Raw genomic sequence first — 24,907 nt, forward strand, 5'->3', positions numbered from 1 at the left:
TCGGAGCCGATGCGGAGCGGCACGTGTCACGCCCGAGGTGCGCCTACGCGGTCAGCGTCGCGGCGCCCGGGCCATCCAATTCCCCTGCCGCGAGGGCCCTTCCGGAGAGAGCGAGCAGGAGGGCCACCGCGGAGCCGCGCACTCGCGGACCGTCCCCGACATCGAGATCCGCGTCGGTCGCCGTCAGGCGCAGGCCCCGCGCGCGCTCCTTCCCGCCGCCGACCTTCACCGACGTGTCGAGCTGATGACGGACCGCCGTCACCACGGGTGCGACGGGATAGTCCCGATGCAGGCCGAGGGGGCGCCGGATGTCCTCGCCGTGCACGAACGCTTCGATCAACCGGGTCGCCTTCGGCGCCGGGGCACCCGTGGTGCGCCCGCTCGCTGCCCGGAACGCGGCCAAGGTCAGCGCGGGATCCTCGGCCCGCTCCCGCGCGACACCCGCCTGGTTGAAACGGTCGAAATCGAAACGGGCAGCGGCGAAGTGGACGACGAAGCTCAGCCGGGTGGTCTTCGCGTCGTCGGTCAGATGCGCCACGACGTCGTGCACGTCCCAGCCGGGACACAGCGACGGCGTCGACCACCGCCCCGCGGGCAGGTCCGCCAGGTCCGCGATCAGCGCGGCGCGCTCGGCGTGCACCACCGTCCAGATCTCGCTCACGTCAGCCTCCACTCCCTGCCGGTAACTGAACTGAACAGTACAGGAAAGTTACAGCTGAACTCAAGAGTTCAGCTGCGCTACCATGCGGAGCGTGGGCACAGCGAGAACCAGACCGGCGCCACCTTCGGGGGCCCGCGCCGAGCGCAGTCGGCACGCCATCGTGACCGCCGCCCGCGCGGTGTTCATCGCCGAGGGATTCGACGCGGGCATGGACCGGATCGCCGCCGCGGCGGGCGTGTCGAAAGTGACCGTGTACAACCACTTCAGCAGCAAAGAGGACCTGTTCACCGAGGTCATCGGCGAGGCCATGGGGGCAGCGCACGCGACGATGGCGCAGGTCCGCAGCGAGCTCGCCGATACCGACGATGTCCGCGACGCCCTGCTCCGGGCGGCGCGCGCCCTGGTCACCGCCGCGACGGACCCGACCAGACTGGCCCTACGCAACCTTGTCACCGCCGAACTGCGCCGCTTTCCCGACCTCGGCCGCGCCTACCACGCGCAGGGACCCGCCCAGTCCGCCGTCGCCATGGGTGAACTCCTCGCCGACCTGTGCGCCCGCGGCCACCTCACCGTGCCCGACCTCGAAGTGGCGGTCGTCCAGTTCTTCGGGCTGACGATCTACCCCCACCTGATCACCGGCTCGATCGGTTCCGACCTGCCGCCGGACCTCGCCGACCGGCTCGTCACCGAGGGCGTCGACACCTTCCTGAGCCGCTACGGGACCGCGTCCCCTCCCCCGGCACGATCGCCCCGCACAGCTGCACGCGGGAGCTGACCCGCACTCCGTACCCGCTCACAGTCGCCGGACGCCACGGACCACCTTCGCGAACGACGATGCCGTCAGCAACCCCTTGCCGAGCCGGGGATGGCAGGCACCGAGGTCGACCATCACGGCATAGGTCAGGCCGTGATCGCGGCGGACGGCGAGTTGCTCGAGGATCTCGTCCGGGGTCCCGGCCACGAAGATCTCCCGGATCAGCGACGCGGGAGCGCGGCGTCCGTACTCGAGAGCCGTGGCCTCGTCGATGGTCTGCGGCAGGATGTCCTGCGCGCCGGCGAAAGTGGGGCCCAGCGGGTGTTCGGCACCGTGGCGCGCCCAGGCCTGCGCCGACCCGATGAGCGCGTAGGCGCGGACCACGGGCGAGTCGAGGATCTCCTCGACGATCGCCGCCGACCTGCCCGCGACGACGAAGAACCAGCCCGCCGCCCGCACCGCCGACGGGTCGCGGCCCGCGTCCGAGGCCGCGGCGCGGATGGTGTCGAGCTTGGCGCGATAGTCGGCGGGACTGCTGGGGAAGGCGGGCATCCAGGCATCGGCGTACCGGCCCGCCGCTCGCAGCATCCGCGGTCCGTGGGCGCCCATCCATAGCTCCGGCCGGGTGCCGCGATACGGCGGCAGCGCGAAGATCGCGTCGCGCAACGGAAAGAACTCCGAATCCCGGGAGATCGGCTCGCCACCGGAGTCCCACAGTGCCCGGATCGTGGCGACCGCCTCCTCGAACCGGGCCACCGGACGCCGCCAGTCGACCCCGTAGGGCTCGTTGTTCTCCCGCTCTCCCGGGCCGATGCCGAGGATCGCCCGCCCACGGGTGAGCAGGTGCAGGGTCGCCGCGGCCTGCGCGGTCACCGCCGGATGCCGACGGCCGGTATCGGTCACCCCGATGCCGAGGCGCAATCGACGCCACCGGTTTCGCGCGGCCGCGTACCCGAGCATCGTCCACGGCTCGAAATAGGCGTCGGCCTCGGGCGCGACACGCGCGCCGCCCGCGTGCCGCGCCGACCACACCGACGCCGGGAACAACCCGATCAGGTGATCGACGGACCACAGCGAGTCCGCGCCCGCCACGGCAGCGAGGAACTCGGCATTGCGATGGGTGAAATCCGGGACGAACCTGCTGTGCAGCCCGGGATCGACGACCCCGGCCCGCACCCGCTGCTGTTTCCGCATCGCGCACCCGCTTCCGGAGGTGACGAGAAGGATTGCGTACCCGTGCAGTGTCCCACGCGCGAGCCGCCCACCCCGGTCGGACCGGGGTGGGCGGCTCGGTTCGTCGTGCGGGTTGCCTACTTCGGCAGGCCCGCCTCGATCGCGGCGATGATGCGCGGGCGCAGGTCGGGCACGCTGACGATGGCGTCGACCGAACCGACCTCGACGGCACGCTGGATGTTGTGCACGCCGTCGAACTCCGCGGCCACCTCGCCCAGCTTCTCCGCGCGCACCGAGGAGCGGACCTCGTCGAGTTCCGCGGTCAGGGTCGCGCGGTCGGTGCCGAACGCGTTGGCGGCCTGGGTCTCCAGATCGCGCACGCGCGGGTCGGCCGCGGTCCGGGAGTTGACCTCGCCCGCGAAGACCACCGCGGCGGCGGGGGCGCCACCGAGGACGGAGGCGAACGAGCCCTCCAGCGCGAGCACGGTCATGTTCGGGTTCAGCGCCTTCGAGAACACCACGAACGCGCCGCCGTGGTACCGCGAGATCACGGTGAACACGATCGGGCCCTCGAAGTTGACGATGGCACGACCGATCTCGGCACCGTACTCGAGCTGCAGCTTGCGCATCGACTCCGGCGAGCCGTCGAAGCCCGACAGGTTCGCCAGCACCACCAGCGGCCGGTTACCGCTGGCCGCGTTGATCGCCCGGGCGGCCTTCTTCGACGACCGCGGGAACAGGGTGCCCGCGGTGTAGGTGTCGGGGCCGTCGGTCGACGGGAAACCGCGGCGGGGCACGCTGCGCGACTCGATGCCCAGCAGGCACACCGGGATGCCGCCGAGGTGCGCGTCCTGCACCACCGCGGTCTCGGCGTCGGCCATGCCCGCCCAGCGTTCCAGCACCTGGTGGTCCTGGTCGGCCAGCGCGCGCATCACGGTCCGGATGTCGAAGGGCTTCTTGCGGTCCGGGTTGGCGGCCGCGGAGAAGATCTCACCGACGGTGGCGAAGGAGCTGTCCGCGAGCACGTGCGGGAAGCTCGAGATGTCGCGGTCGCTGGGGTCGACGGTCTGCGAGCGGCGCGGCGACTGCTCGCCCGGCGCGACGTAGGTGTGGTCGTAGTGCGCCATCAGCACGTCGCGTGCGGCGGTCAGGTTCGGCGCCCAGTACTGCGCCTGGCCGTTGGGGCCCATCACGCGGTCGTAGCCACCGATGCCGAAGTTGTCCTCGGCCGAGACGCCGCCGGAGAAGTCCAGCGACTGCTTGCCGGTCAGCACCATCGCCGAGTCCGGGGTCATCACCAGCACGCCCTTGGTGTGCATGAGCATGGTGGCTTCGGCGTTCCAGTACGGCTGCGCGCCGACGTTGATGCCGGCGACCACGATGTTGATCTCGCCGCCGTCCTGGGTGAACTCGACGATCCGCTTGAGCGCGGCGGCGACCCAGTCCATGTTCTCGGTGCCGGACTCCATCGAGATCCGGGCGCCGGAGGACAGCGCGTACCACTCCAGCGGCACCTGCAGGCGTTCGGCGAGATCGAGCGCGGCGATCACGCGGCGGCACTCGGGCTCGGAGAGCGCGCCCAGCGACTTGGTCGGGTCGCCGAGCAGCAGGACGCGGGTGACGCCCTCGGGATGCTGGATGGTCGGGGTGCTGACCACACCGGCGACGATGGCCGCCTTGTTGCGGCCCTTCGGCCGGTCGACGGGGACCAGCACGTGGTCGGCGTCGAGGTCGTACTCGGCGAAATCGCCCAGCACGCCGGTCAGCTCGTACGGGTAGACGGTGTTGCGGCCCGCGGCGCGCAGCACCTTCTGACGGTACTCGTCGAGCGGCTCGACCGGCTCGTCGGTCAGCTCGCCGACGGTCACCTCGGAGCCGCCGGTCGCGCCGATCGTGATCCGGACGCCGACCTTGGTCAGCTCGCCGGTGTTCGGGTCCCGCTGCCGGGCGATGAGCAGGATCTCCTCCAGCCCGGCGCCGACGGCGGTCGGCAGCACGTGTCCGCCGATCGTGGCCAGTTCCTCGCTGGTGACATCCATCGGCGGCCAGATGTACATCACGATGCGGTTGGTGTTGAGCCGCTTGGCCGATGGCCGCCGCGACTGCGCCCGGCGGATCGAGTCGACACAGGTCGCGATGGTGCTCTCGGCCGTGGGCAGAGCCAGCAGCCTGCCGTCGTGCTCGCGCAGCGCGGCCAGGTCGCGGACCTGGGCGAAAGCGATCAGGCGGTCGTCGGACGGGTTGCCCTTGGCGACGCACCGGAACAGGTAGACCTCTTCGTCGTCCGAGGACGGCAGGCGGGTCAGGTCGAACTTGCGCAGCCGCTCCATCTGCATCCGCTGCGCGATGTAGGGGTGCAGACCGCGGATCAGCCGCTCCTCCGCCATGCCGGTGGCCGACGGGCGGAAGGTGAAGTGGTGGTGCATGACCGCGCCGTTGCTGCCCGCCACCGTCGCGGTGATCCGGTGCACCTGCTGCGGCAGCTGGTAGCCGCCGAGGACCTCCTGCAGGGCCGCGGCCATGGCGTCGGAGTCCTCGGGCTGGGCCTCCCAGCTCAGGTAGATGTCGGCGTCGATCGAGGACGCGCCGCCGGCCAGCTCGCCGAGACCCTGCACCGCGGTGCCGAGCTCGTCGAAGCTCACCGCGGCCGAGACCAGGCTCGCGCCGTCCCGCTCGGCGACGACGAAGGAGGTGCCGCCGACCTGCTCGGCGCGCACACCCGTCAGGCCCTTGTTGCCGTAGTAACGGCGGGTCAGCACCTCGAGCAGAACGGTGTGCTCGGGCTTGTCGCGCTCGAGCCGCTGGCCGAGCAGCCGCACCAGCGGCTCGGTGCTGCGCACCATGTCGGCGATGCGGGTGGCGCGATCGGCCGCGTCCGGGTTCGCGTCCAGGTAGGTCAGGTGCTTGCGGACATTGGTGTAGACGCGGGCGCGGTTGCGGCGCAGCAGCGGCTGGCCGTACCAGCCGTAGACCAGACCACGGGTCAGGTCGGCGATCACCGGGAAGCGCACCTGGGTGGCCGCGACCAGGCGCTCCAGCGCCAGGCCGACGGGCTCGCGCAGCACCTGGTCGGGCATCGGCTCGCGCAGCCACTCGCGCAGCAGCGTGGTGATGACCTCGACGGTGTCGGTCGGGCGCTGCTGGGCCAGGAAGATCCGGAAGACGGCGGCCTCGAGATCGGCCGACCGGTCCAGCTCGGTGACGCCGTAGTGGCTCAGCGCCTGCGCCAGCTTGGCCTGGTACGCCTCGGGCAGACCGGCCCGCTCGACGTCGAGGCTCTGCAGGTAGGTGTGGAAGTACTCGCGCGCGCTGTGCAGGTGGCCGACGCTCTGCTCGTCGTCGGCCGCGCGGTTGTGGCTCAGTTCGGCGAGATCGGCGAAGACCTGGACGAGCTCGAGTTCCTCGGCCAGCGGGCGGTGATCGCCTGCGACGGAATCGCGGCGGGCCGCGAGGTACTCGTCGAGGACGCGGCGGTCGTCGTGCGGGTCGACATCGAAGCCGAGCAGCAGGCTGCGCAGGTCCTGCAGGCCGCGGGCCAGCCGCTCGTGCGGCTGACGCGGGGCGGGCTCGGTGGGCAGGTCGAGTTCGACCGTCCCGACCACTTCGGCCTCGCCCGCCTCGTCGTCGTCGGCGAGGGGCTCCAGACGCAGCAGCGGCGCGCCGGTCTCGACCTGGGTACCGACCGAGACGGCGAGTTCCTTGAGCCGGGCGCGGAACGGCGCGCGCAGCACCGTCTCCATCTTCATGCTCTCCAGCACCAGCACCGCGGCGCCTGCCTCGACCTCGGCGCCGACCTCGAGCGGGGTGCCGACGACCAGCGCGGGCGCGGGCGAACGGACGACGCCGCCCTCGTCCCGGCTGATCCGGTGGGTCACGCCGTCGACGTCGACCAGGTGGGTCGGTCCGTGGGTGCCGGTGATCAGGCGGTAGCGGGTGCCGTTGACGACGATCTGCCCGGTGTGCTGATCGAAGCGCTCGAGATCGACGTCGGCGGTGGTCAGTTCGGTCCCGGCCTCGATGCCGACGCGGAACCGGTGCGCGCCGATGCGGGCGACGCGGACCCGGTAGCTCGCGCCGCGCAGCTTCAGGTCGAGCGGGCGGCCGCTCTCGTGCTGGACCTGCGGGCGGCCGCCGGAGGCGGTGGACAGCAGGCGGTGCCGCTCGGCACGCTCCTCGTCCTCGTAGGCGTCGATCGCGGCGGCGGCCAGCGCGATGGCGGAATGCTGGTGGGTGACCAGGCGGCCCTCGCCGCGGACCCGGTCGATCCAGCCGGTGTCGGCGCTGGCGTCGATCACCTCGGGCTGCTCGAGCAGGTCGAGGACGAAGCTCTTGTTCGTCGCGCCGCCCTCGATGACCACCCGGGTCTGCGCCATGGCCCGGCGCAGCCGGCCCAGGGCCTCGTTGCGGTCGCGGCCGTAGGCGATGATCTTGGCGATCATGGAGTCGAAGTCGGCGGGGATGGTGTCGCCCTCGCTGACGCCGGTGTCCACGCGGATACCGGGGCCCGCGGGCAGGTCGAGGCGCACGATGCGGCCGGGAGCGGGCGCGAAGTCGCGGTCGGGGTCCTCGGCGTTGAGCCGGGCCTCGATGGCGTGGCCGCGCTCGACCGGCGGGGTGCCCTCGAGCTTGGTGCCGGAGGCCACCGACAGCTGCGCGTGCACGAGATCGACACCGGTGGTGCACTCGGTGATCGGGTGCTCGACCTGCAGCCGGGTGTTGACCTCGAGGAAGGCGAACAGCTGCTCGCCCGGGTGGTACAGGAACTCGACGGTCGCCGCGCCGCAGTAGCCGACCGCGACGGCGAGGCGCTCGGCGGAGGCCTTCAGCTCGCTGGTCTGCTCCGCGCTGAGCACGGGCGAGGCGGACTCCTCGATGACCTTCTGGTTGCGCCGCTGCACCGAGCAGTCGCGGACGCCGAGCGCCCACGCCGTGCCCTGGCCGTCGGCGATCACCTGGACCTCGACGTGGCGGGCACCGGTGACCAGCCGCTCCAGGAAGACAACGCCGCTGCCGAAGGCGCGCGCGGCTTCCTGCTTGGTGCGCTCGTAGGCGTCGACCAGCTCGGCCTCGTTGGTGATGACGCGGATACCGCGCCCGCCACCACCGGCGGTGGCCTTGAGCATCAGCGGGTAGCCGATCTCGGCGGCGGCCTCGATGGCGTCCTCGACGGTGTCGACCGCGCCGCGGCTCCACGGCGCGACCGGGACCCCGACCTCCTCGGCGAGCAGCTTGGCGCCGATCTTGTCGCCCAGCTTGCGCATCGCGTCGGCGCTGGGGCCGATGAAGGTGACGCCGATGTGCTCGCACAGTTCGGCGAAGGCCGGATCCTCGGCGACGAAGCCCCAGCCGACCCAGGCCGCGTCGGCCTTGGTGGCCACCAGGGCCTGCTCGAGCACCTTCAGATCCAGGTACGGGCGGGCCGAGGCCGGCCCGAGGTCGTAGGCCACGTCGGCGGCCCGGACGAAGGTGGCGTTGCGGTCGACGTCGGTGTACAGGGCGACCGTTTCGATCGGTAGCCCGCTCGCCGCCGCCAGATCACGGACGGCATGGATGAGCCGCATGGCGGCCTCTCCCCTGTTGACGATGGCGATGCGGCTGAACACTCGCCGACTCCTTTCCAATACCGAGTTGTGTGGCCCGGACGGGTACGAATTCGAACTCCGGTTCCAGGGCAGTGTGCACCTCTACTCCGTATATGTGAACAGCGTCCAAGGGTTACCCGCACGTATTGTTGGAGTCGGTCACATCCCGCCCCGGTCAGTGCGGGGTTCCCGGCGTGCCTCGGCGCGCGCGGACGGCACCGGCCGCAGGCGGTACATCCAGTGTCCTCCGGATCGCGCGACCGGCCGAGAGTAGTGCGCTACCCGGCGCGTCCCGACGTCACTTGACGGCGCCGGTGAGCGCGACGGAGGCGCCGAGCCCGATGATCATCGCTCCCCCGGTGGCGCCCACCGCTTCCAGGCGGCGCGGCGAGCGGGCGAACCAGCTGCGCGCGGTGCCGGCGAGCAGCGCCCAGCTGCTGTCGAGCACCAGCGCCAGCACGGCCATGATCGTCCCGAGCACCACCAGCTGCCCGACCATCGAGCCGGCCGCCGGATCGACGAACTGCGGCAGCACCGCGGCGAAGAAGACGATGGCCTTCGGATTGGTGACACCGACGACGTAGCCCTGCCGGAACAGTTTCGTCGCCGCCACCGGCGCCGCGCCCGCCGCCAATGCCGCGGACAGCTCCCGGCGGTGCCGGATGGCCTGCACGCCCAGGTGCAGCAGATACAGCGCGCCGATGATCTTCACCGCGGTCAGCACCAGCGCCGAGACGGCGAGCACGGTACCGAGCCCGGCCGCGACCAGCACCAGCGTCGTCTGCACGCCCATGGCGTGCCCGAACACCGACAGCAGCGCGGCCCGCCGCCCCGAGGTCAGCGCCCGGCCGACCGCGAACAGCACGCCCGGCCCCGGCACGACGACGATGACGAACGCCGCCGCGAGGAACGCGAGCAGATTCGGAAGCGGAACCATCCACCGACCGTACGGACCGAACAGCCTGTCCGGCAAGGATTTCAGAACAACGCGCCGAGCAGCCGGGTGCAGCGGGCGATCATCGCCTCGGCGCTTTCGTCCGGATGCCGCAGCCACCAGTTCACCAGCGCCGTCACCACCCCCATCCAGACATCGGTGAGCGCGGACAGGTCGGCGGGATCGGTGATGCCGCGTTCGGCGAGCAGGGCGGCGGCGCCGCGGTACGCCTGCTCGGCGAGGCGGCGTTCGGCCCGGTGCGAGGCCTCGGCCGCGACACCGTCCGGTGGGTACGACCGGTCCAGCAGCACGTTCCAGTCGTGCGGTCGGCGCGCCAGCACGGCGATGACGACTTCGAGTGTGTGCTCGGCCATCTCGATCCCCGGGGTGCCGTCGAAGACCGGTTCGATGGCACCGCACACCGTGTCGGCCGCCCGTTCGACACACGCGGCGTAGAGCCCCTCTTTGCTGCGAAAGTAGTGGAACACCATGGGTTTCGAGACCCCGGCCGCGGTCGCCACGGCGCCGGGGGACAGCCCGGCGTAGCCGACCCGGCTGATCTGCTCACCGGCGATGTCGAGGATCTGCTGTTCGCGCTCGGCGCGCGGCACGCCTTTCGTTCCCGCGGTGCCCATCACGCCCTCCTTCACCCGGTTGACCGTGTCCGGCCACCAGGTAATTTACCGCCTCCTCGAAGACGGTCAATTGAGCGGGCGTCCATCTCGGGCGCGGCACACAACTGGTTGACGTCGAATTGACCAAACGGTAATTTCCCCATCGGTCAGCTCGATGCACGTCCAGCGAAAGGCGCCGATCCATGGCGATCACGACTCCCCTGCTCCACGGCATTCAACGCACCGTCTCCGGCTCGTACGCGGTGAACGGCACCCCGTACGACCCGAGCACCCCGTTCCATCCGCCCCGCGGGCGCTACCGCACCGTGCACTACGGCCTGATGTTCCCCGGCCTGCCCGCGCCGCTGAACTTCCTGGACTTCATCACCGTGATCGGGCAGCCGAAGGTACGGGCGTTCCGCAACGCGCATCTGATCGAGACCACCGCGGCCGATACGGCGAACCTGCTGGCGGGCACGGCGGTTCGCTTCCCCGGCCAGTTCCGCGGCTACCAGGTCGACCGGGATCTGGAGCTGGCGCCGGACGCGAGCCTGATCCGGTTCGGCGAGGACTTCGCGCTGCGCGGCAGCCATCCGGACTTCCTGGTCACCTACCGCAATCCGGAGTTCCGCGCGGATCTGCGGGTGCGCGCCACCGACAAGATCGCGCACTTCGCCAAGATCCGCGGCGGGCTCTACGACCACTGGTCGCTGCTGTGCGAGTACGAGGGGACCGTCGAGCATCAGGGCACCCGCTACGCGCTGTCCGGGCTCAGCACCCTGGAATACGCCCGCGCCGTCTCGGTCGACCTGTTCATCGACTTCTTCACCTACCAGATCATCAACATCGACGCCGACACCCAGGTGCTGATGGTGGAAGTGCTTGGGCCACTGGGGGTTCCGTTCCAGCAGACGGTGTACGTGCGGTCCCGCACCGACCACGGCGGCGCCTACGAGAACGGCTACCGGTACCAGGTCACCCGGTACGAGCCCACGTCACGACGGACACCCGAGGGCCGGGACATGACGCTGGGCACCGCGTTCACCTGGGCGGTCGACGACGACAACGGCGACCGGCTGATCGAGATCGACGCCGTCGCCAACGACGACTACATCTACGGTATGGCCGGTGGCTACGTCGGCAGCTACCACTACACCGGCACCTTCCGCGGCCGCCCGGTCGCCGGCACCGGCTACGTCGAACAGATCGGCACGCCGTAGCCCCCACCCGGCGGCGGTCAGCGGGCCGGGAACCGCAGGATCCGGTCGTCGCCCGCGCGGACGTCGCCGCGGCCGTCGGTATTGGAGGTGGTGAGCCACAGGGCGCCGTCCGGGGCCACCGCGACGGTGCGCAGGCGGCCGTAGGACTCCCGCAGGACAGCCACCGGATTCGCCGCGTCACCCGCGGACAGCGTCGCGGTCCAGAGTCGTTCCCCGCGCAGCGCGGCCACGTACACGGTGTCGCCCGCGATGGCGATGCCGGAGGGCGAGGACTCGGCGGTCGTCCAGGTGAGCAGCGGCTCGGTGAAGCCGCGGTCCGCGCCGCCCGCCCCTTCGACGACGGGCCAGCCGTAGTTGCGGCCCGGCTCGATCCGGTTGAGCTCGTCCCAGCGGTTCTGGCCGAACTCGGCGGCGTAGAGGGTGCCCGCGCGGTCCCAGGCCAGGCCCTGCACATTGCGGTGGCCGAGGCTCAGGACCGGCGAGCCCGGGGCCGGATTGCCCGGCGCCGGTGCGCCGTCGGGGGTGAGCCGCAGGATCTTGCCGTTCGGGCTCGCCGGGTCCTGCGAGCGGGCGCTCTCGGCCGCGTCGCCGGTGCCGACGTAGAGCATGCCGTCCGGCCCGAAGGCGATCCGGCCACCATTGTGGTTGCCCGCCTTCGCGATTCCGCCGTAGACCAGTTCGTGCGGTTCCCCCGGCCGGAAGCGCACGATGCGATTGTCGTCGGCCGCGGTGAGATACGCGTAGACGTACCGCGTCTCGGCGTAGTCGGGAGCGACGGCGAGGCCGAGCAGGCCACCCTCGCCGCGGGCGACGACGCCGGACACCTGATGGAAGATCTCCGGCGTACGACCGGGCGTCACGCGCAGGACACGGCCCGAGTCCCGTTCGGCTACCAGGGCCGCGCCGTCCGGCAGGAACGCGAGCCCCCACGGCACGTCGAGACCGCGCGCGATCTCCTCGGCCGATCCCAGCGCGGGGCTGCCCGTCGGCGAGCTCGGCGCGGTCGAGGACACGGCGGCGGTGGGCGCGCTCCGGTCCGGCTCGTCGCTCGCGCAGGCGGTGCCCGCGAGGGCGACCACCAGCGCGGCGCCGAAGACAGCTCGTCGGCGACCGGTCGTCACCCCGCCCATGGTGTCAGATCAGTTTGGCGAGCTGGTCGCGGTCGGTGGCGTCGAGTTTGATGCACGCGCGATAGATGTGGCCCTCGACGGTGCGGACCGAGACACAGAGCCGTTCGGCGATGGCCCGGTTGGACAGTCCGCGGCCGATCAGCGCGGCGATCTCGCGCTCGCGCTCGGTGATCGGGAGCGGGCGGGCGGCGGCCGTGATGGCCGGCGTGCCTGCACCGTCGCAGCGGGCCGCGAGCGCGGTGGCGCGGGCCGCGGCCTGGGCGCTGGGGCGGCGCTGGCCCGCGTGGTCGAAGATCGGGACGGCCTGGGCCGCGGCGTCGGCGGCGGCCAGCAGCATCCCCACGGCCTCGAACTCCACGCTGACCGCGGCCAGTGCCGTGGTGTCGCCGTGGGCCACGGCCGCGGCGTGGCGGGCGTAGATGTCGGCCACCGGTCCCTGCACGCGGGCCGCGACGGTGGCGAGCCGGGTGCCGAGGGAGCGGTCGCCGAAGCGGGCGGCATGGTGCAGCGCCTCGGCCTCCTGCGCGAACTGACCGGTGCGGTGGGCCAGGTCGGCGGCCTTGCGGGCCAGGTCGATCGCGGCGTGCTGGCTGTGCTCGGCCGCGGCCACCCAGGCGCGGGCGATCATCCGCTGCGGCTCGTGCAGGGCCATGTGCGGGCCGCTGTGCTCCTCGGCGTCGGCGAGCACCCGCTCGGCCTGGTCGACCTCGCCCACCGCCGCGTAGGCCCGCGCCAGCACCAGCCGGGCGGGCAGCTGCCAGGGCAGGGTGCAGTCGGCGTTGAGCGCGGCCAGCGCCTGTTCGAAGGCGGTGATCGCGGCCCGGAACCGGCCGCGGTAGGTCGCGACGACGCCGATCGCGATGCGGGCGATGGCCCAGCCGGCGAACTGGCCCGCCGAGGAGAACTCCCGGTATTCCGAGGCCCGCTGTTCGGCCTGGTCCAGGTCGCCGATCATGGTCAGGGCCATCACGTCGCCGTAGCGCACCATCACCCGGATCAGGCCGTCGGTGGACTTCTGTTCGGCCGTGATCCGGGCCGCGATGGGGGCGAAATCGGCGCCGCGGCCGACGAACGGCAGCGCGAGACCGAGGGTGAACGCCGCGAAATCGGCGGCCTGGCGGGGCGAATCCGGATCGGCGAGCACCCGCTCGGCCTCCGCGACACCGACGGCGAGCCGGTTCTCGTGCACCGCCATCGCCGCCCGGACCGCGTCGACCAGCAGCCGCAGCGACGGATGCTCCACGCGGGCGGCGACCAGGTCGATCACCTGGTGGGCCCGGTCGACATCGCCGAGCGACCAGAACTGCAGGCTCGCCCGCGGCAGGCCCCACTGCACGACCTGTAGCGGATCGAGCCGGTCGGGATCGAACCTGGCGAGGATCTCGTCGGCCTCGTGCGGCTTGCCCTGCCACAGCAGCGCCCGCGACAGCAGTTCGGCCGCGCGCAGGCCGCCGCAGCGCTCGCAGGCGGCGCGGGCCAGCCGCTCGCCCAGCGGCAGATTCGCCAGCGCGATCGCGTCCTTGGCGGCGTTGATCAGCAGCATGATGTCGATCGGCTGATCGCTGTCGACACACAGCTGCGCCAGCCGGATCCGCTCCGCCGGCGTGTCCAGCGCCCGGTCACGCAGGGTCTCGACGATGCGCCCGCGCCGGGAGCGGGCCGCGGCGGTGCCGATCCGGCGCCGGACCACCTCGCCGAGCAGCGGATGGCTGAACCGGACGTCGACCGAGGTGCCGTGGCGGCAGACCCGGATCAGACCGCTGAGCTCGGCGGCGTCGACGGCGTCGACCCCCACCAGCTCGGTGAGGATGTCGATGTCGAGCGGCTCGTAGACCGACAGCATCCGCAGCGCGTCGAGCACCGGTTCGCCCGCCCTGGTCAGCCGCTCGTCGAGCAGGTCGACCAGACCGGACGGCACCGCGGTCGGACCGCGCAGCTGCCAGACCCCGTTGACGTCGGTCAGCGTGCGCGCCTCGACCGCGCCCTCGACCATGTTGCGCAGGAACAGCGGGTTGCCACCCGAGGCCTCCCACATGACATCGGCGCTGAGTCCCTCCAGCGTCCCGCCCAGCACGGTCTCGACCAGGGCGGTGCACTGCGGTTTGGACAGCGGGGTGAGTTCCACTCGGGCGAGGAACCCGTCCTTCCACAGTGAGGTGATCGCGTCGGGCACGGGCTCACCGGAGCGGACCGTGGCCACGATGCGCGCGCTGCGGTCGACGGCGATCTGGTGCACCAGGGTGGCCGAGAGGGTGTCGAGCAGGTGCGCGTCGTCGACACCGATCACCGTATCCGGTTGCGCCAGTACGTTTTCCCGCGCCGAGTGCAGCAGGGCGAGTGGATCACGCGAGGCCGAGGCGGCGATCCAGGGGGCGAAAGCGCCGAGCGGAATGGCTTGTGAGGAGGCGGTGCACGCCACCCAGCGGACCGGCTCCGCGAGCACCGCGGTGACCAGCCGGGCCAGCGTGGTCTTGCCGATGCCTGCGGCGCCGACCACTATCACTCCGCCGCTGTTCGTGTTCGTCAAAGCCGTACGGACGGCATCGAATTCGGCGGGGCGATCGAGCAGTTGCCACAATTCGCCCATACACCAAAATTCTAGTTCGCGACCGGCTCCCCCACAACGGATCGGAGCAGTGGTCATGGCGGCAGCTCGGTGGCGTCGCGGGGCTCGAGCCGCGGCGCGTTGTTGACGTCGTGGCGGTAGTCGCTCGACGCCTCGTAGACCCGCTTCTTGAGCCGGTTGATCGACCCCAGCGGGCGATGCGCGTCCAGGCCGCGCCAGGAGTTGAACGACAGCACGTCGTCGCCGTAGGCGCGGCGCTGCGGGGTGTAGGGATCCTGGACATCGAACCGGATGGTCGCGACGGTGCGATGCGGAGACGCTTCCTCCGGCCACGGTACGGTCGCGTCCTCGATCGGCATGGTGGCCGCGTCGGTGCACAGCTGCGCGCGCAGTTCGTAGGTGGCGCTGTGCGCGCCGAAGAAATCGATGATCGCGTCCTGGTGGGCATTGACCCCGGCCGCCGTGCTCACCGGTTGTCCTTGCAGCGCAGCGGCTTCCGGCGACACCGGGACGTAGAGCAGCTTGGCGACGTAATCGCCGTAGCGGATCGGCGCCGAGGTGTAGAAGGTCTCGCCGAGAATGTGGGTGTTCGGCGCGACGAACACCCCCAGATTCGGCGGCACCCGCTTGCCGATGCGTCGCAGCACGTGCTTGTCCAGCGCCGCGACGAGATCGCTGCCGGTGCGAAGGACGTCGTCGGGCAGCCGGGCCAGCACCCAGGCGGTCGGCATGCCCTGGGTGAGGTAGGCGTGCGCGTCGGCGAACAGGAACTCCCGGTGGGTCACCATGATGAAGTCCTGGGTGGTGGCCTCGTCGCCGGCCATCGCGCGCGGGCCGTGCACCCCCAGCACCTTGATGCCGAGGCCACGCACGCCGCGCAACTGATCGCTACGGATGACCCCGGAGGTACTCGACAGCCGGGCGATGACCGGATACGTGGCAGGCCTGGCGAACAGGCCCTGTGCCAGCTCGGGAGGCAGGCCCGGGGGCACGGTCAGTTCGCCGCGCAGGATGCCGTGGCTCTTGGCGTGCGCGTCGCGCAGGCCGCGCTTGTACTTGCGGTAGGCGCGTTCGTTGTTGTCGCGCAGGACCGCGATGATCTTGTCGATGATCTGTTCTTCGTCGGGGCGCGGCTGTTCCAGGTCGTCGCGAAAGCGAAGGTAGGTCATCGCGGAGTCCTCCACGGGGCGAAGGGATTCGCGACGCCCTCCAGGGCGGGCGCCAGCGTGGGGAAATGCCGCAGCAGCACGGTGCGCATGCTGTTGTCGCGCACCCAGGCCATGCCTGCCTCGGTGTAGATCTCGGGCCGGAAGTCGGTGGTGAAGAACCGGTCGGCCGACAGTCGCCGCGAGGCCATCAGCACGAAGACCCGGAACGCGGTGTCGCTGAAGCCGAAACCGGGCGGCTTGGGCTCGGCGTACAGGCCGATCATCAGGTCGACGTCGTCGACATCGCCGTAGATCTCTGCGAGCTCAGCCGCCCACTGTGGGTTGTCGGTCAGCTCGTCGAACGAGGCGGCGGGCGGGAGCCGCAGCTGACGCCGGAACTCGTTGTAGCGCGGCACCCCTCGTTCGCGGACCCGCAGGATATCGATGGTGGCGAGGTCGATCAGGGGCTGGCCGGGACGGGCCAGCTCCTGCAGGTGGCGTGGATAGTTGTGCAGCGTCAGCGCGCCGGGATGGGCGCGGCCGAAGGAGTAGAACAGCGTGTCCATCGGGGTCTCGCCGAGGCGCTCGCGGATGTGGGCGACCCCCAGCGCGGGGAACGGATGCTCGGCCAGCACCCGGTCGTCGGTGAGACTGCGCACCACGAGGTCGTCGGGGATCAGCGGGTGCATCCGGTACACCGAGACGAACTCCTCGGTCAGCGCGTAGGGCACGCCGTGGTCGTCGACCGCGGAACCCGGGATGCCGGAGAGCACTTCGTTGCCGACGAGGCGGCCGAACCGGCGCGAGAGGCGCTCACCGAGGACGCCGAACCAGTTGGCGCGCATGGCGGCGACGGTGGTGGGGTGGGCGATGATCGCCGGGGTCCAGTCGACGGTGTGGATCTTGGCGATCAGCGCCGCGTTGATCAGGCGCGCGGTGTCGTAGAGCTGCTGGTCGTCCAGGTCGGGATAGCGGCGCGACAGGCGGCGGCAGATCGCGTTGTGCTCGCGCAGGAACAGCGAATGCAGCAGCGCCAGGCCGACCCAGGCGTTGGCGGCCGCGTCCGAGAGCGCGAGCAGGCTCGCCGCGTCCAGCGGCGGCAGGCCGAGCTCGTCGATCACCAGTTCGCCGTTTTTGCCCGAGCGCAGGGCGGAGGCGAATGCCGGTGTGCTGCCGTAGATCTGGGAGGCGTCCCACCAGTGCGAGTCCTCGGTGACATGGCTCGGCGGATCGCCGGGTTCGGCACCGGGGACCGCCGCGGTGCGCTGGATCGTCATCGGCCGTTCGGGCCAGGGGTCGTGCTCGTCGAGGGTCACCCGGAACGGCTCGCGATCGGTGCGGGTGTGACTGAACCAGTCGTGCACCTCGAACTGGATCCAGGCCGCCGCCAGCAGGTTCAGTGTGGTGGCGGGCTGGAAGCGGTCGCGGGCCAGCAGGCGCAGGCTGACCTGGCGCGGGTTGGGCTCCTGGATCCGGACTGCGTCCTCCGGATGGCTGTGCTCGGGGGCGAAATTGCGTCCGAACCGGCAGCCGACCGAGCCGGTGCGTGGATCGTCGGCGTTGTTGTAGGAGCCGTCGATGGTACGCGCGGCACGGTGTTCGCCGGTCGTGTCCGGCGGCAGTGGTCCGGCCGGATGTCGGCCGGTGTCGAACAGATTGCGGGACCGCAGCCTGCTGCGCAGGCCGACCAGCACGGCCAGCCCCAGCGGTGTCGGTAACCGGAACCAGCCCACCCGCCGGTCGAGCGCTTCGGCGGCCTCGACCGCGGCGCGGGCGACGAACGACAGGTGGGGTGGCGACGACTGCGGCGGAATCGCCGGCTCTGCCTCGACCATCGAGAACCTCCACATAGCTGACTGGCTCGAACCGCGATGTACGAGAAGTGGTCGAAGATCAGTTTCCTCCTCCGACGTGACCTATGTCATGAGTAGTGCACTACTCAGGGCCGTGACCGGCCCGTGTCCGGAATGCCGCCGTGGCGCCGCGAGCCCGCCCGCGGCAATCGAGTAGCGAATTACGCGCGCCGAGCGGTGCGGCGATGGGCGACGCTGCTCGGGTGAATACTCCGATCGAAATCAAGGTCAATGTCGACGGGGACCTCGTCGATGCCCAAACCCGGCTCGGCTGTACCAACGCCGCCGCGATCAGCCGGGACGTGTGGTTCGCCGAGCCACGAGTCCCCGGCGCCCGTGGCGCGCCCGCCCTGCTGGCGGGCCGGATCGCCATCCGGCTGCGCAGCGGCGACTACGACGACCTGACCGTCAAGCTGCGGCCGTGCACCGCCGCGCAGCTGGTCGGCCGCTGGGCGACGCCGTTCACCGAGCCCGGGATGCAGTACCGCGTCGAGGGCGACTGGTGCGGGGACCGCCGGGTGCTGTCGGCCTCGGTGGTGAGCAGGCGCCCGGCCGGTTCGCTGCGGGTGGCCGCGCTGTGCGGCGAGGACGTCACCGAGGCCCTGGACTCGGCCCAGCGCCAGTTCCTGGTCAGCTGCACGCCGCCCGGTGTCGCGGTGGACCATCTGCGGGCGATGGGCCCGGTCGCGTCGACGAAGTGGACGAACGTCGCCGTCGGTGACCTGGCGGTCGACGCCGAGCGGTGGACCGTCGGCGGCCTCGACCTGTTCGAATTGTCCCTGCGAGTGACCCCCTGGCCCGGCGAATCCCCCACCGACCTGCACGCGCGCGCCCTCGACGTGCAGCGCGCGCTGCACGCCGCCGTCCGCGGCTACGGCCTGTCCATCTCTACCGAGCTGACCAAGACCGAGCAGGTCCTCACCCTGCTCGCCGAGACGAGCTCGGTCGTCGAGTAGGCGCTACCCCGGCCGGGTCACCAGCGGCTTGCCGGTCTCGCCGTCCGTGTCCGGTGCCCCGGCCGCGCGCGCTCCGCGCAGCCCGGCGAAGACCGGATCGTCGAGGGCCCGCTCGGCCACCTCGTGCCCGAGGGCGCGGTAGGCCTCGAAATCCCATTCGCTGTAGAGCTGGTCGCCGGTGGAGGTGTACGGGAAGTCCGGATGCGCCCTGCTGTAGTTCTCCAGGTCCCAGCTCAGGTCGTCGATCAGTTGCGACCTGACGTAATAGATGTCGGTGGTGGCGCCGTCGAGATGCGTGGCGACACCGCGCGCCCACGCCTTGTGTGCTCGCTTCCGGTCGCCGCGCAGCATCTGTCGCAAGTCGACGCTGATCTGCACGCAGTGGTCCATGCGCGCCGTCGCGATGGCCTCGGCCAGCGCGCAGAACCGGTCGTCGGGACTGCCGCTGGCGTCGAGGACGATGACCGCCGCCGGCCGCCTGCGCAGCGCCTCCACCAGGCCGAGGTTGTCGTAGTGCCCGCCGTCGGTGACATAGAGCCACCGGTCGTAGAGCGACGGATTGCCGAACGCCTCGCGCAGCAGCCGATACGGTCCCGGCTTGTCGGCCCAGCTGTACAGCGCGGGCAACTTCGCGGCGAGTTTGCCCTGCGGGACGGGCTGCCAATACGGATTCGGCAGCCACACCCCCAGGCGCGCGTTGAGCAGGGCGAGCAGGATCCGCACCGGCCGGGTGCGGGCGCTCTCGCGGCCGGTCAGCGGGCTGAACGCGGCGCCGCTGATGGCCATCGCGGCGGGCACGGTGACATCGCGATACCGGTAGTCGGCCAGCTGCTCGTAGGTCTCGGTCGGGCGCAGGCCGTCCTGGGTGAGCGCGCGGTCGCCGACGACACCGATCCGCTCCGGATCGAAGACGAACGGCACGCAGCCACGCCGGGTGGGTACGAAGGCGACGTCGTTGGCGTTGGCGGCGGCCGCGATGACCAGCCGCGGCCCGTGCCCGACCGGCCTGCCGTAGTCGGAGTAGCGCAGCGCGGTGCTGTAGGGCAGCGGCACCGCCTGGTGCGAGCGCGGATCCTTGTCCACGAGAAAGGCTTTCGACAGCGCTTCCCGGTAGTAGGTGTGCAGCGAGGTGCGGTTGGCGTCGGTGAACACCTTGATCGCGACGGCGATGCCGATCATCCACCAGGCCAGCGTCCAGTTCGAGCGGGCGTGCGCGTCGGTGGCGAAGACCGTCGTCCAGCGCAGCAGCAGGACGACCGCGACCGCGACGATCAGCGCGCTGCCCAGCCACGGCGCGACCTGCTTGCGCACCACCGCGAGCACGCGTCCGTACCAGCCGCTCGACCCCTCCCCGGTGTGCAGGCCCTTCCACGCCGAGCGGCCGAGCCCGATCACCGCGATCAGCGTGGCGGTGAAGGTGAGCGCGCCCTTGCCGCCCGGGTCGACGAGCCCGACCAGCAGCGTCGTCGCCGCGCCGCCGGACCCGTCCGTCACCCGGCTCAGCGCGTACAGCGCGACCGGAACCCCGACGAGCAGCACCGCCAGCGGCACCCCGATCCCGAGCAGCACCCGCGATGCCTTCGCGAGGAGGTTGCGCATCCGGTCCGGCACCATCGTCAGCCGGTCCCAGGCCTTCTCCAGCACGAACGCCGCCAGCGCGAGCGCGAACGGGCCGAGCGCGATCGCCAGGTACCAGTACCCGCCCGCCGGGACCAGGTGCAGCTCCAGCTGGTCGCCGTCGCGGGTGAGCACGTCGATGTCGTCGAGCAGCCAGCCCAGCCACCACGACACCGCCAGCAGCGCGATCCCGACCAGTGTCGCGTTCACGGCGATGCCGTAGAGCAGGGAGAACACGGCGCGGAACTTGTCGGTGCCGCGCGGCATCAGGTAGCGCGTGCGGCGGCGCAGATAGGCCAGTTCCGAGGATTCGAGCGCGTACGGATCGGTGAAATTGCGGTGCACGATGTGCATCGCCGCGGCGATGTAACCGCCACCGCTCACCCCGACCACGGCGGTCGCGCTCTGGTAGCGCCCCCGGTCACGCAGCACCTGCAACGCGCCGAGGCAGAACGACGCGGACCGGATACCCCCGCCGGAGCAGCAGATGACGAGTCCCTCGGGCGCCGTGGCGGCGGCCGGGGTCTGCGCGTACTTCGGTTGCGACGGGTCGTCACCGGCCAGCCGGTTCTTGGTGCCGCGGTACCAGATGATCGCGGTGATCACGAGGGCCAGCAGCAGGAAGAACAGGTGCAGCCCCGCCTGGACGCGCAGCGCCATGACGGTGCCGCCACCGCACGAGGCGGGCGCGCCGGTCAGCAGGATCGCCAGCACGAGATCGACCACACCGTCGCACACCGACAGGAACAGCGAGACTCCGAAGACCCATTTCGCGAACCGGGCGTACTTCGGGTCCAGCCGCAGCGAATAGATGTAGACGTAGTACCGGTAGGTCGCCGTCGGCGCGGCGATCGCCATCATGGCGCCCACCAGCAATGCCAGCAACCCCGCGGTGTGGCATTCCTGCGGCGTGCGCGCGCCGAGCGGGAACGCCATCGTCGCCTGCACCGCGACGAGGAAGACCACGATTCCGGTGGTGGACGCGAAGACCTTGCCCCGCCCGACCTGTTCGATGGTCGCCAATCCCGAGGTGACGTGGTCACCGCTGGCCCGCACGGGCGATCCGGCGTGCTGTTCGGCTGTGGTCATGGCGGTCAGTTCACGATGATGAAGTTGAAGAGCACCCGCAGGTTGGCGTCCCAGCCGACGTGGTAGCGCACCGTCATGGTGCCGTCGGCGTGCGGGACGACATTGAGGACCTGCATCGTCGCGGGTCCGAGGAACGGGGTGCCGTCGGCGTCGACCTCGGTCAGGCTGACCGAGACCTGGCTGTCGGCCAGCACCGTGGCGTTCGGGAAACCGAACACCCAGGCGCCCGTTCCATGGGTACGGAGCACCTTCTGGGCCCAGAAGAGGGAGGAGACGTTGGTCCGGTCGATTCCCCTCGTCCCGACGCCGTTGTCGGGACAGCCGGCCGGTGCCTTCGTCGTTTCGAACCACTCCTCCTCGGTGTCCGGGCTGGCTGCCAGGACCGCGTCCTCGGTATCCGAATCGAACATCTCCCTGTCCTTCCGAAGAGTGGGGAGATTCCCACATCGCTATGGTCGCGCATCCGGTACCCGTTCCGAACGCGTACCGCACTACTCCACCTCGGCGCGGCGATTCCGCCGATTGGGGTAGTGCCGCACGCTATCGAGACAGGTACGGCCGCCGAAGAATTGATCCGCGCCGGACTCCCCCGGCACACCTGATCGGACATCCCAGACGGAGGGAACGACAGTGAGCGGATATTCCTTGCACATCGGATTGAACCGGGTCGATCCCACCGCCTACGGCGGCTGGGACGGCGCACTCGCGGGCTGTGTCAACGACGCGAACGCGATGGCCGCGCTGGCGGCCGCGCAGGGCTTCGCCGCCCCGCGCGTCCTGCTCGACGGCGCGGCGACCTCGTTCGCGATCATCGGCGAGATCGCCCGGCTCGCCGGCACGGCGCGCGCGGGTGATCTGGTGCTGATCACCTACTCCGGCCACGGCGGCCAGACCAGGGACGTCGACGGCGAGGAGGACGACCGCCAGGACGAGACCTGGGTGGCGTTCGACCGCCAGATCGTCGACGACGAGCTGTACCGGATGTGGTCGCGGTTCGCCCCCGGCGTGCGGGTGGTGGTCTGTTCGGACAGCTGCCACAGCGGCACGGTGGTCCGCGACGCGTTCACCCGCGAGACCCGCACGGCGATCGTCGATCTGGCGGCGCGCGACTATCCCGGCGACGATCTCGGCGCCGTCGTCCACGGCAGCGCCAAGGCGATGCCGCTGGACGTGCAGGCCGAGGACAACAAGCAGCGCGCGGCGATGTACGCCTTCGTCCAGCAGCTGGCCGGGCCGAGCGCGCGGGCCGTCGTCGAGGCGGGCGTGGTGCTGCTGGCCGGGTGCCAGGACTCGCAGCTGTCCTATGACGGACCGGTCAACGGACAGTTCACCGGCGCCCTGCTGCGGGTGTGGGGCGACGGCGCGTTCACGGCCGGCTATCGGCAGTTCCATCAGCGGATCATGAATCTGATGCCGCCGGACCAGGTTCCGAACCTGTTCACGATCAACGCCGACACCGCGTTCCTGGAGCAGCGCCCGTTCACGCCGTGAACAGCTCGAGGCGGGTGCGGCGATCGCCGCACCCGCCTCGGGGTGTCCTCAGTCGGCCAGCGTGCGCCCGATCGTGGCCGCCACCGCCGGGTGGGCGAGGTACTCGGCGATGTCGTGCGCCCGCTCCTTCGGGTTCTCCACCGGGAGATCGCGCAGCCGCGGTCCCCACGCCTGCCGCAGCGGGCAGCCGATGGCGATCGGGTCGCCCGCGTACCAGGTGTTGAGCCAGTCGCCGACCCTGTCCGGCCGGTGCGGCCCACCGCTGAGCAGCTTGCCGTACACCCCGTCCAGCCCGAGCGGGCTGCCCGCGGTGACGAGCAGGCGCACGGTCACCTCCCGGGGCAGCTGGGTGAGCAGATCCATCGCCACCACCGTGCCCAGACTGTGGCTGACCAGCACGAGCTCACCGCTGGTCGGCATGTCGACGAGCACGGTGTCGAGGACTCCTTTGCGCACCTTCTCGTCGTCGAGATAGGCCGCGACGTCCTTGAAGATCGCCCCGATGAGCAGCGAATCCAGGCCGCTGCGCGCGGCGATCCAGCCGAGCTGGTCGCGCACCCGGCCCAGCACGACCGAACCGAAGCCGAAGCGCTCCTGCGCGATCGGGTCGGCGGGCGCCTCCGCGGCACTCGGCATCCCGAAGCGCTGGGCCGCTTCGGCGACCAGGCTCTCGTACAGCTCCGAGCCGGTCTCGACGGCGGCTTCGCGGGCGCTCAGACTCGCGACGAGCTGATCGCCGTAGAACGGGAAGTAGACGTCGGCGGGATCGATCGGGCTCAGGTCCGCGAGGGTGAGGCCCTTGTTCAGGCCCGCGGTCCAGACGCGGCGCAGGTCGGCCGGATCGCGGCCCTCCTGCCTGCGGCCGTGCAGGAACACCACGCTGCGCTTGCCGCCGAACGCGGTCGGCCTGCCGTGGGTGCCGCGCACGATCGTCTCCGCGGCCGACTCCGGTTGTGGCGCAGCGACTGTCGTGTCGACGACGACCGTCTCGGCGGACAGTCCCGCGGCGGGGCCGAGCTGGTCGAGCAGCGCGCGCTGCGCCGGATCGAACACGCGGGAGCCGAGATCGGCCAGCAGCACGCTCACCCGGACACCCTCGTTGGCGACCCAGTCGATCGCGTCGTCGCCGTCGCCGCCCTGCCACGGCTTGCCGTCCTTGCGCAGGACCCGGCCCTTGTCGTCCTTCTTGGGCACGCCGGCGTGGTGCAGGGCGACGATCTCCCACTGATCGTTGAAGACCGGCGAGCCGGAGTTCCCCGGCTCGGTGTCGGAGGTGTAGTGCAGGAAGTCGTCGAGCTGCAGGTCGAGCCGGTTGTCGCGGATGGAGATCTCCTTGAGCCTGCCCAGCGGATGGCCGACGACGTTCATCGCCTCACCGATCACGATCTTGCCCGGCTTGGCGATCAGCGGATTCCAGCCGAACGTGTCGCCCGCGGCGGTGCCGTCGGCGCCCGGCGCCACCCGCACCAGCGTGTAGTCGAGATGCTTGCTCGTGACGAAGAAATCGCCCGGCGCGAGATCGAAACGCACCGTCTGAGTCGGCACATTGTCGATGCCCGCCTCCGCCGCGAATTCGATCAGCACCGAGGCGGCGACGTCGATGTTGGGCAGCACGTGATTGTTCGTGAGCAGCAGTTGCGGCGAGACCAGCGACCCGGTGCCGATCGGCACCTGCCGACCGTGGTCGGTCAGCGAGATCCGGGCGACGGCGGCGGCCGCGCGGGTGCCGCGGGTCAGGAAGTTGACGGCCTGCAGGTCGTTGGCGAATCCGATGACCCGCTCCAGCGAGCCGATGCTGTCGAGCGGGTCCTGTCGGCCCAGTTCGATGACCGCCTGGGCGGGCACCTCGCCGGTGACCAGCAGCCGGTCGGCCCTGGCGAGGATCTGTTCCTCGGTGTCGACGACATCGGATTCCGCCACCCGGCGTTTGCGGGTCACCTCGTCGCGCTCGGCCGCGCTGTCGGCAAACCGGCGCGACGCGGCGTCCATCTGTTCGCGCCATGCGGCGGTGCGGGTTTCGCTCTCGGTATCCATGGGTCACCTCGCCCGGAGAAGGATGCTGCTTGTCCCCTCAGCGTGGGCGGGTGACCGGGTGCCGGACACGAGTAGCGGACCACTC

16 protein-coding genes are annotated in these 24,907 nt (G+C 71.1%); 4 read left to right on the plus strand and 12 right to left on the minus strand.

Going from position 1 to position 24,907, the window contains the following annotated elements; genetic code table 11:
* Positions 1 to 43: 43 nt before the first annotated feature.
* Positions 44 to 661, minus strand: a complete 618-nt coding sequence (locus ACFVW6_RS12450) for a maleylpyruvate isomerase family mycothiol-dependent enzyme (RefSeq protein WP_378831890.1) — start codon at positions 659 to 661, stop codon at positions 44 to 46.
* Between the two features lie 91 nt (positions 662 to 752).
* Between ACFVW6_RS12450 and ACFVW6_RS12455 the strand changes: the two genes are divergently transcribed.
* Positions 753 to 1,436 (plus strand): TetR/AcrR family transcriptional regulator, encoded by a 684-nt coding sequence (locus ACFVW6_RS12455; protein WP_378831892.1) that lies wholly within the window; start codon positions 753 to 755, stop codon positions 1,434 to 1,436.
* Between the two features lie 18 nt (positions 1,437 to 1,454).
* Here ACFVW6_RS12455 and ACFVW6_RS12460 read toward each other — a convergent pair whose 3' ends face one another.
* From ACFVW6_RS12460 to ACFVW6_RS12475, 4 genes are all read right to left on the minus strand, one after another.
* Positions 1,455 to 2,609 carry an LLM class flavin-dependent oxidoreductase gene (locus tag ACFVW6_RS12460; RefSeq protein WP_378831894.1) on the minus strand — a complete coding sequence of 385 codons (1,155 nt, stop codon included), beginning with the start codon at positions 2,607 to 2,609 and terminating at the stop codon, positions 1,455 to 1,457.
* Positions 2,610 to 2,725: 116 nt separating this feature from the next.
* Complete coding sequence (locus ACFVW6_RS12465) at positions 2,726 to 8,191, minus strand: carboxyl transferase domain-containing protein (RefSeq protein WP_378831896.1); 5,466 nt, start codon at positions 8,189 to 8,191, stop codon at positions 2,726 to 2,728.
* Positions 8,192 to 8,468: 277 nt separating this feature from the next.
* Positions 8,469 to 9,107 (minus strand): LysE family translocator, encoded by a 639-nt coding sequence (locus tag ACFVW6_RS12470; RefSeq protein ID WP_357348665.1) that lies wholly within the window; start codon positions 9,105 to 9,107, stop codon positions 8,469 to 8,471.
* 41 nt (positions 9,108 to 9,148) lie between these two features.
* Positions 9,149 to 9,739: a TetR/AcrR family transcriptional regulator gene (locus ACFVW6_RS12475; RefSeq protein ID WP_365013955.1), complete on the minus strand. Its 591-nt coding sequence runs from the start codon at positions 9,737 to 9,739 to the stop codon at positions 9,149 to 9,151.
* A 182-nt stretch (positions 9,740 to 9,921) separates the two neighbouring features.
* Between ACFVW6_RS12475 and ACFVW6_RS12480 the strand changes: the two genes are divergently transcribed.
* Positions 9,922 to 10,938 (plus strand): DUF6670 family protein, encoded by a 1,017-nt coding sequence (locus tag ACFVW6_RS12480; protein WP_378831900.1) that lies wholly within the window; start codon positions 9,922 to 9,924, stop codon positions 10,936 to 10,938.
* A gap of 17 nt (positions 10,939 to 10,955) precedes the next feature.
* Here the strand turns inward: ACFVW6_RS12480 and ACFVW6_RS12485 are convergent, their stop codons facing one another.
* From ACFVW6_RS12485 to ACFVW6_RS12500, 4 genes are read right to left on the minus strand one after another with little or no spacing between them, the layout of a single operon-like run.
* Positions 10,956 to 12,059 carry a PQQ-dependent sugar dehydrogenase gene (locus tag ACFVW6_RS12485; protein WP_378831902.1) on the minus strand — a complete coding sequence of 368 codons (1,104 nt, stop codon included), beginning with the start codon at positions 12,057 to 12,059 and terminating at the stop codon, positions 10,956 to 10,958.
* Positions 12,060 to 12,072: 13 nt separating this feature from the next.
* Complete coding sequence (locus tag ACFVW6_RS12490) at positions 12,073 to 14,655, minus strand: LuxR C-terminal-related transcriptional regulator (protein WP_355281181.1); 2,583 nt, start codon at positions 14,653 to 14,655, stop codon at positions 12,073 to 12,075.
* Between the two features lie 53 nt (positions 14,656 to 14,708).
* On the minus strand, positions 14,709 to 15,803 hold the full coding sequence (locus ACFVW6_RS12495; protein ID WP_378831905.1) for a catalase family protein: 1,095 nt from the start codon (positions 15,801 to 15,803) through the stop codon (positions 14,709 to 14,711).
* The gene (locus ACFVW6_RS12500) at positions 15,800 to 17,617 is read right to left on the minus strand and encodes a peroxidase family protein (RefSeq protein WP_378831907.1); all 1,818 of its coding nucleotides are present in this window, start codon (positions 17,615 to 17,617) and stop codon (positions 15,800 to 15,802) included. The genes ACFVW6_RS12495 and ACFVW6_RS12500 overlap by 4 nt, the downstream gene beginning before the upstream one ends.
* A gap of 221 nt (positions 17,618 to 17,838) precedes the next feature.
* Between ACFVW6_RS12500 and ACFVW6_RS12505 the strand changes: the two genes are divergently transcribed.
* Positions 17,839 to 18,591 (plus strand): hypothetical protein, encoded by a 753-nt coding sequence (locus ACFVW6_RS12505; RefSeq protein ID WP_378831909.1) that lies wholly within the window; start codon positions 17,839 to 17,841, stop codon positions 18,589 to 18,591.
* Positions 18,592 to 18,594: 3 nt separating this feature from the next.
* On the opposite strand, the gene ACFVW6_RS12510 is transcribed toward ACFVW6_RS12505, so the two are convergent.
* Together ACFVW6_RS12510 and ACFVW6_RS12515 are read right to left on the minus strand one after the other, a co-directional pair.
* Entirely contained in the window at positions 18,595 to 21,297 is a 2,703-nt protein-coding gene (locus tag ACFVW6_RS12510; RefSeq protein ID WP_378831911.1) for a hypothetical protein, read from the minus strand.
* A gap of 5 nt (positions 21,298 to 21,302) precedes the next feature.
* Complete coding sequence (locus ACFVW6_RS12515; protein ID WP_355281173.1) at positions 21,303 to 21,707, minus strand: hypothetical protein; 405 nt, start codon at positions 21,705 to 21,707, stop codon at positions 21,303 to 21,305.
* Between the two features lie 220 nt (positions 21,708 to 21,927).
* Between ACFVW6_RS12515 and ACFVW6_RS12520 the strand changes: the two genes are divergently transcribed.
* The gene (locus ACFVW6_RS12520; protein WP_378831914.1) at positions 21,928 to 22,788 is read left to right on the plus strand and encodes a caspase family protein; all 861 of its coding nucleotides are present in this window, start codon (positions 21,928 to 21,930) and stop codon (positions 22,786 to 22,788) included.
* Between the two features lie 48 nt (positions 22,789 to 22,836).
* Here ACFVW6_RS12520 and ACFVW6_RS12525 read toward each other — a convergent pair whose 3' ends face one another.
* On the minus strand, positions 22,837 to 24,822 hold the full coding sequence (locus ACFVW6_RS12525; RefSeq protein ID WP_378831917.1) for a trypsin-like serine peptidase: 1,986 nt from the start codon (positions 24,820 to 24,822) through the stop codon (positions 22,837 to 22,839).
* Positions 24,823 to 24,907: the final 85 nt, after the last annotated feature.

The sequence above is a fragment of the Nocardia sp. NPDC058244 genome, from assembly GCF_042882065.1.
Classification (GTDB): Bacteria; Actinomycetota; Actinomycetes; order Mycobacteriales; family Mycobacteriaceae; genus Nocardia.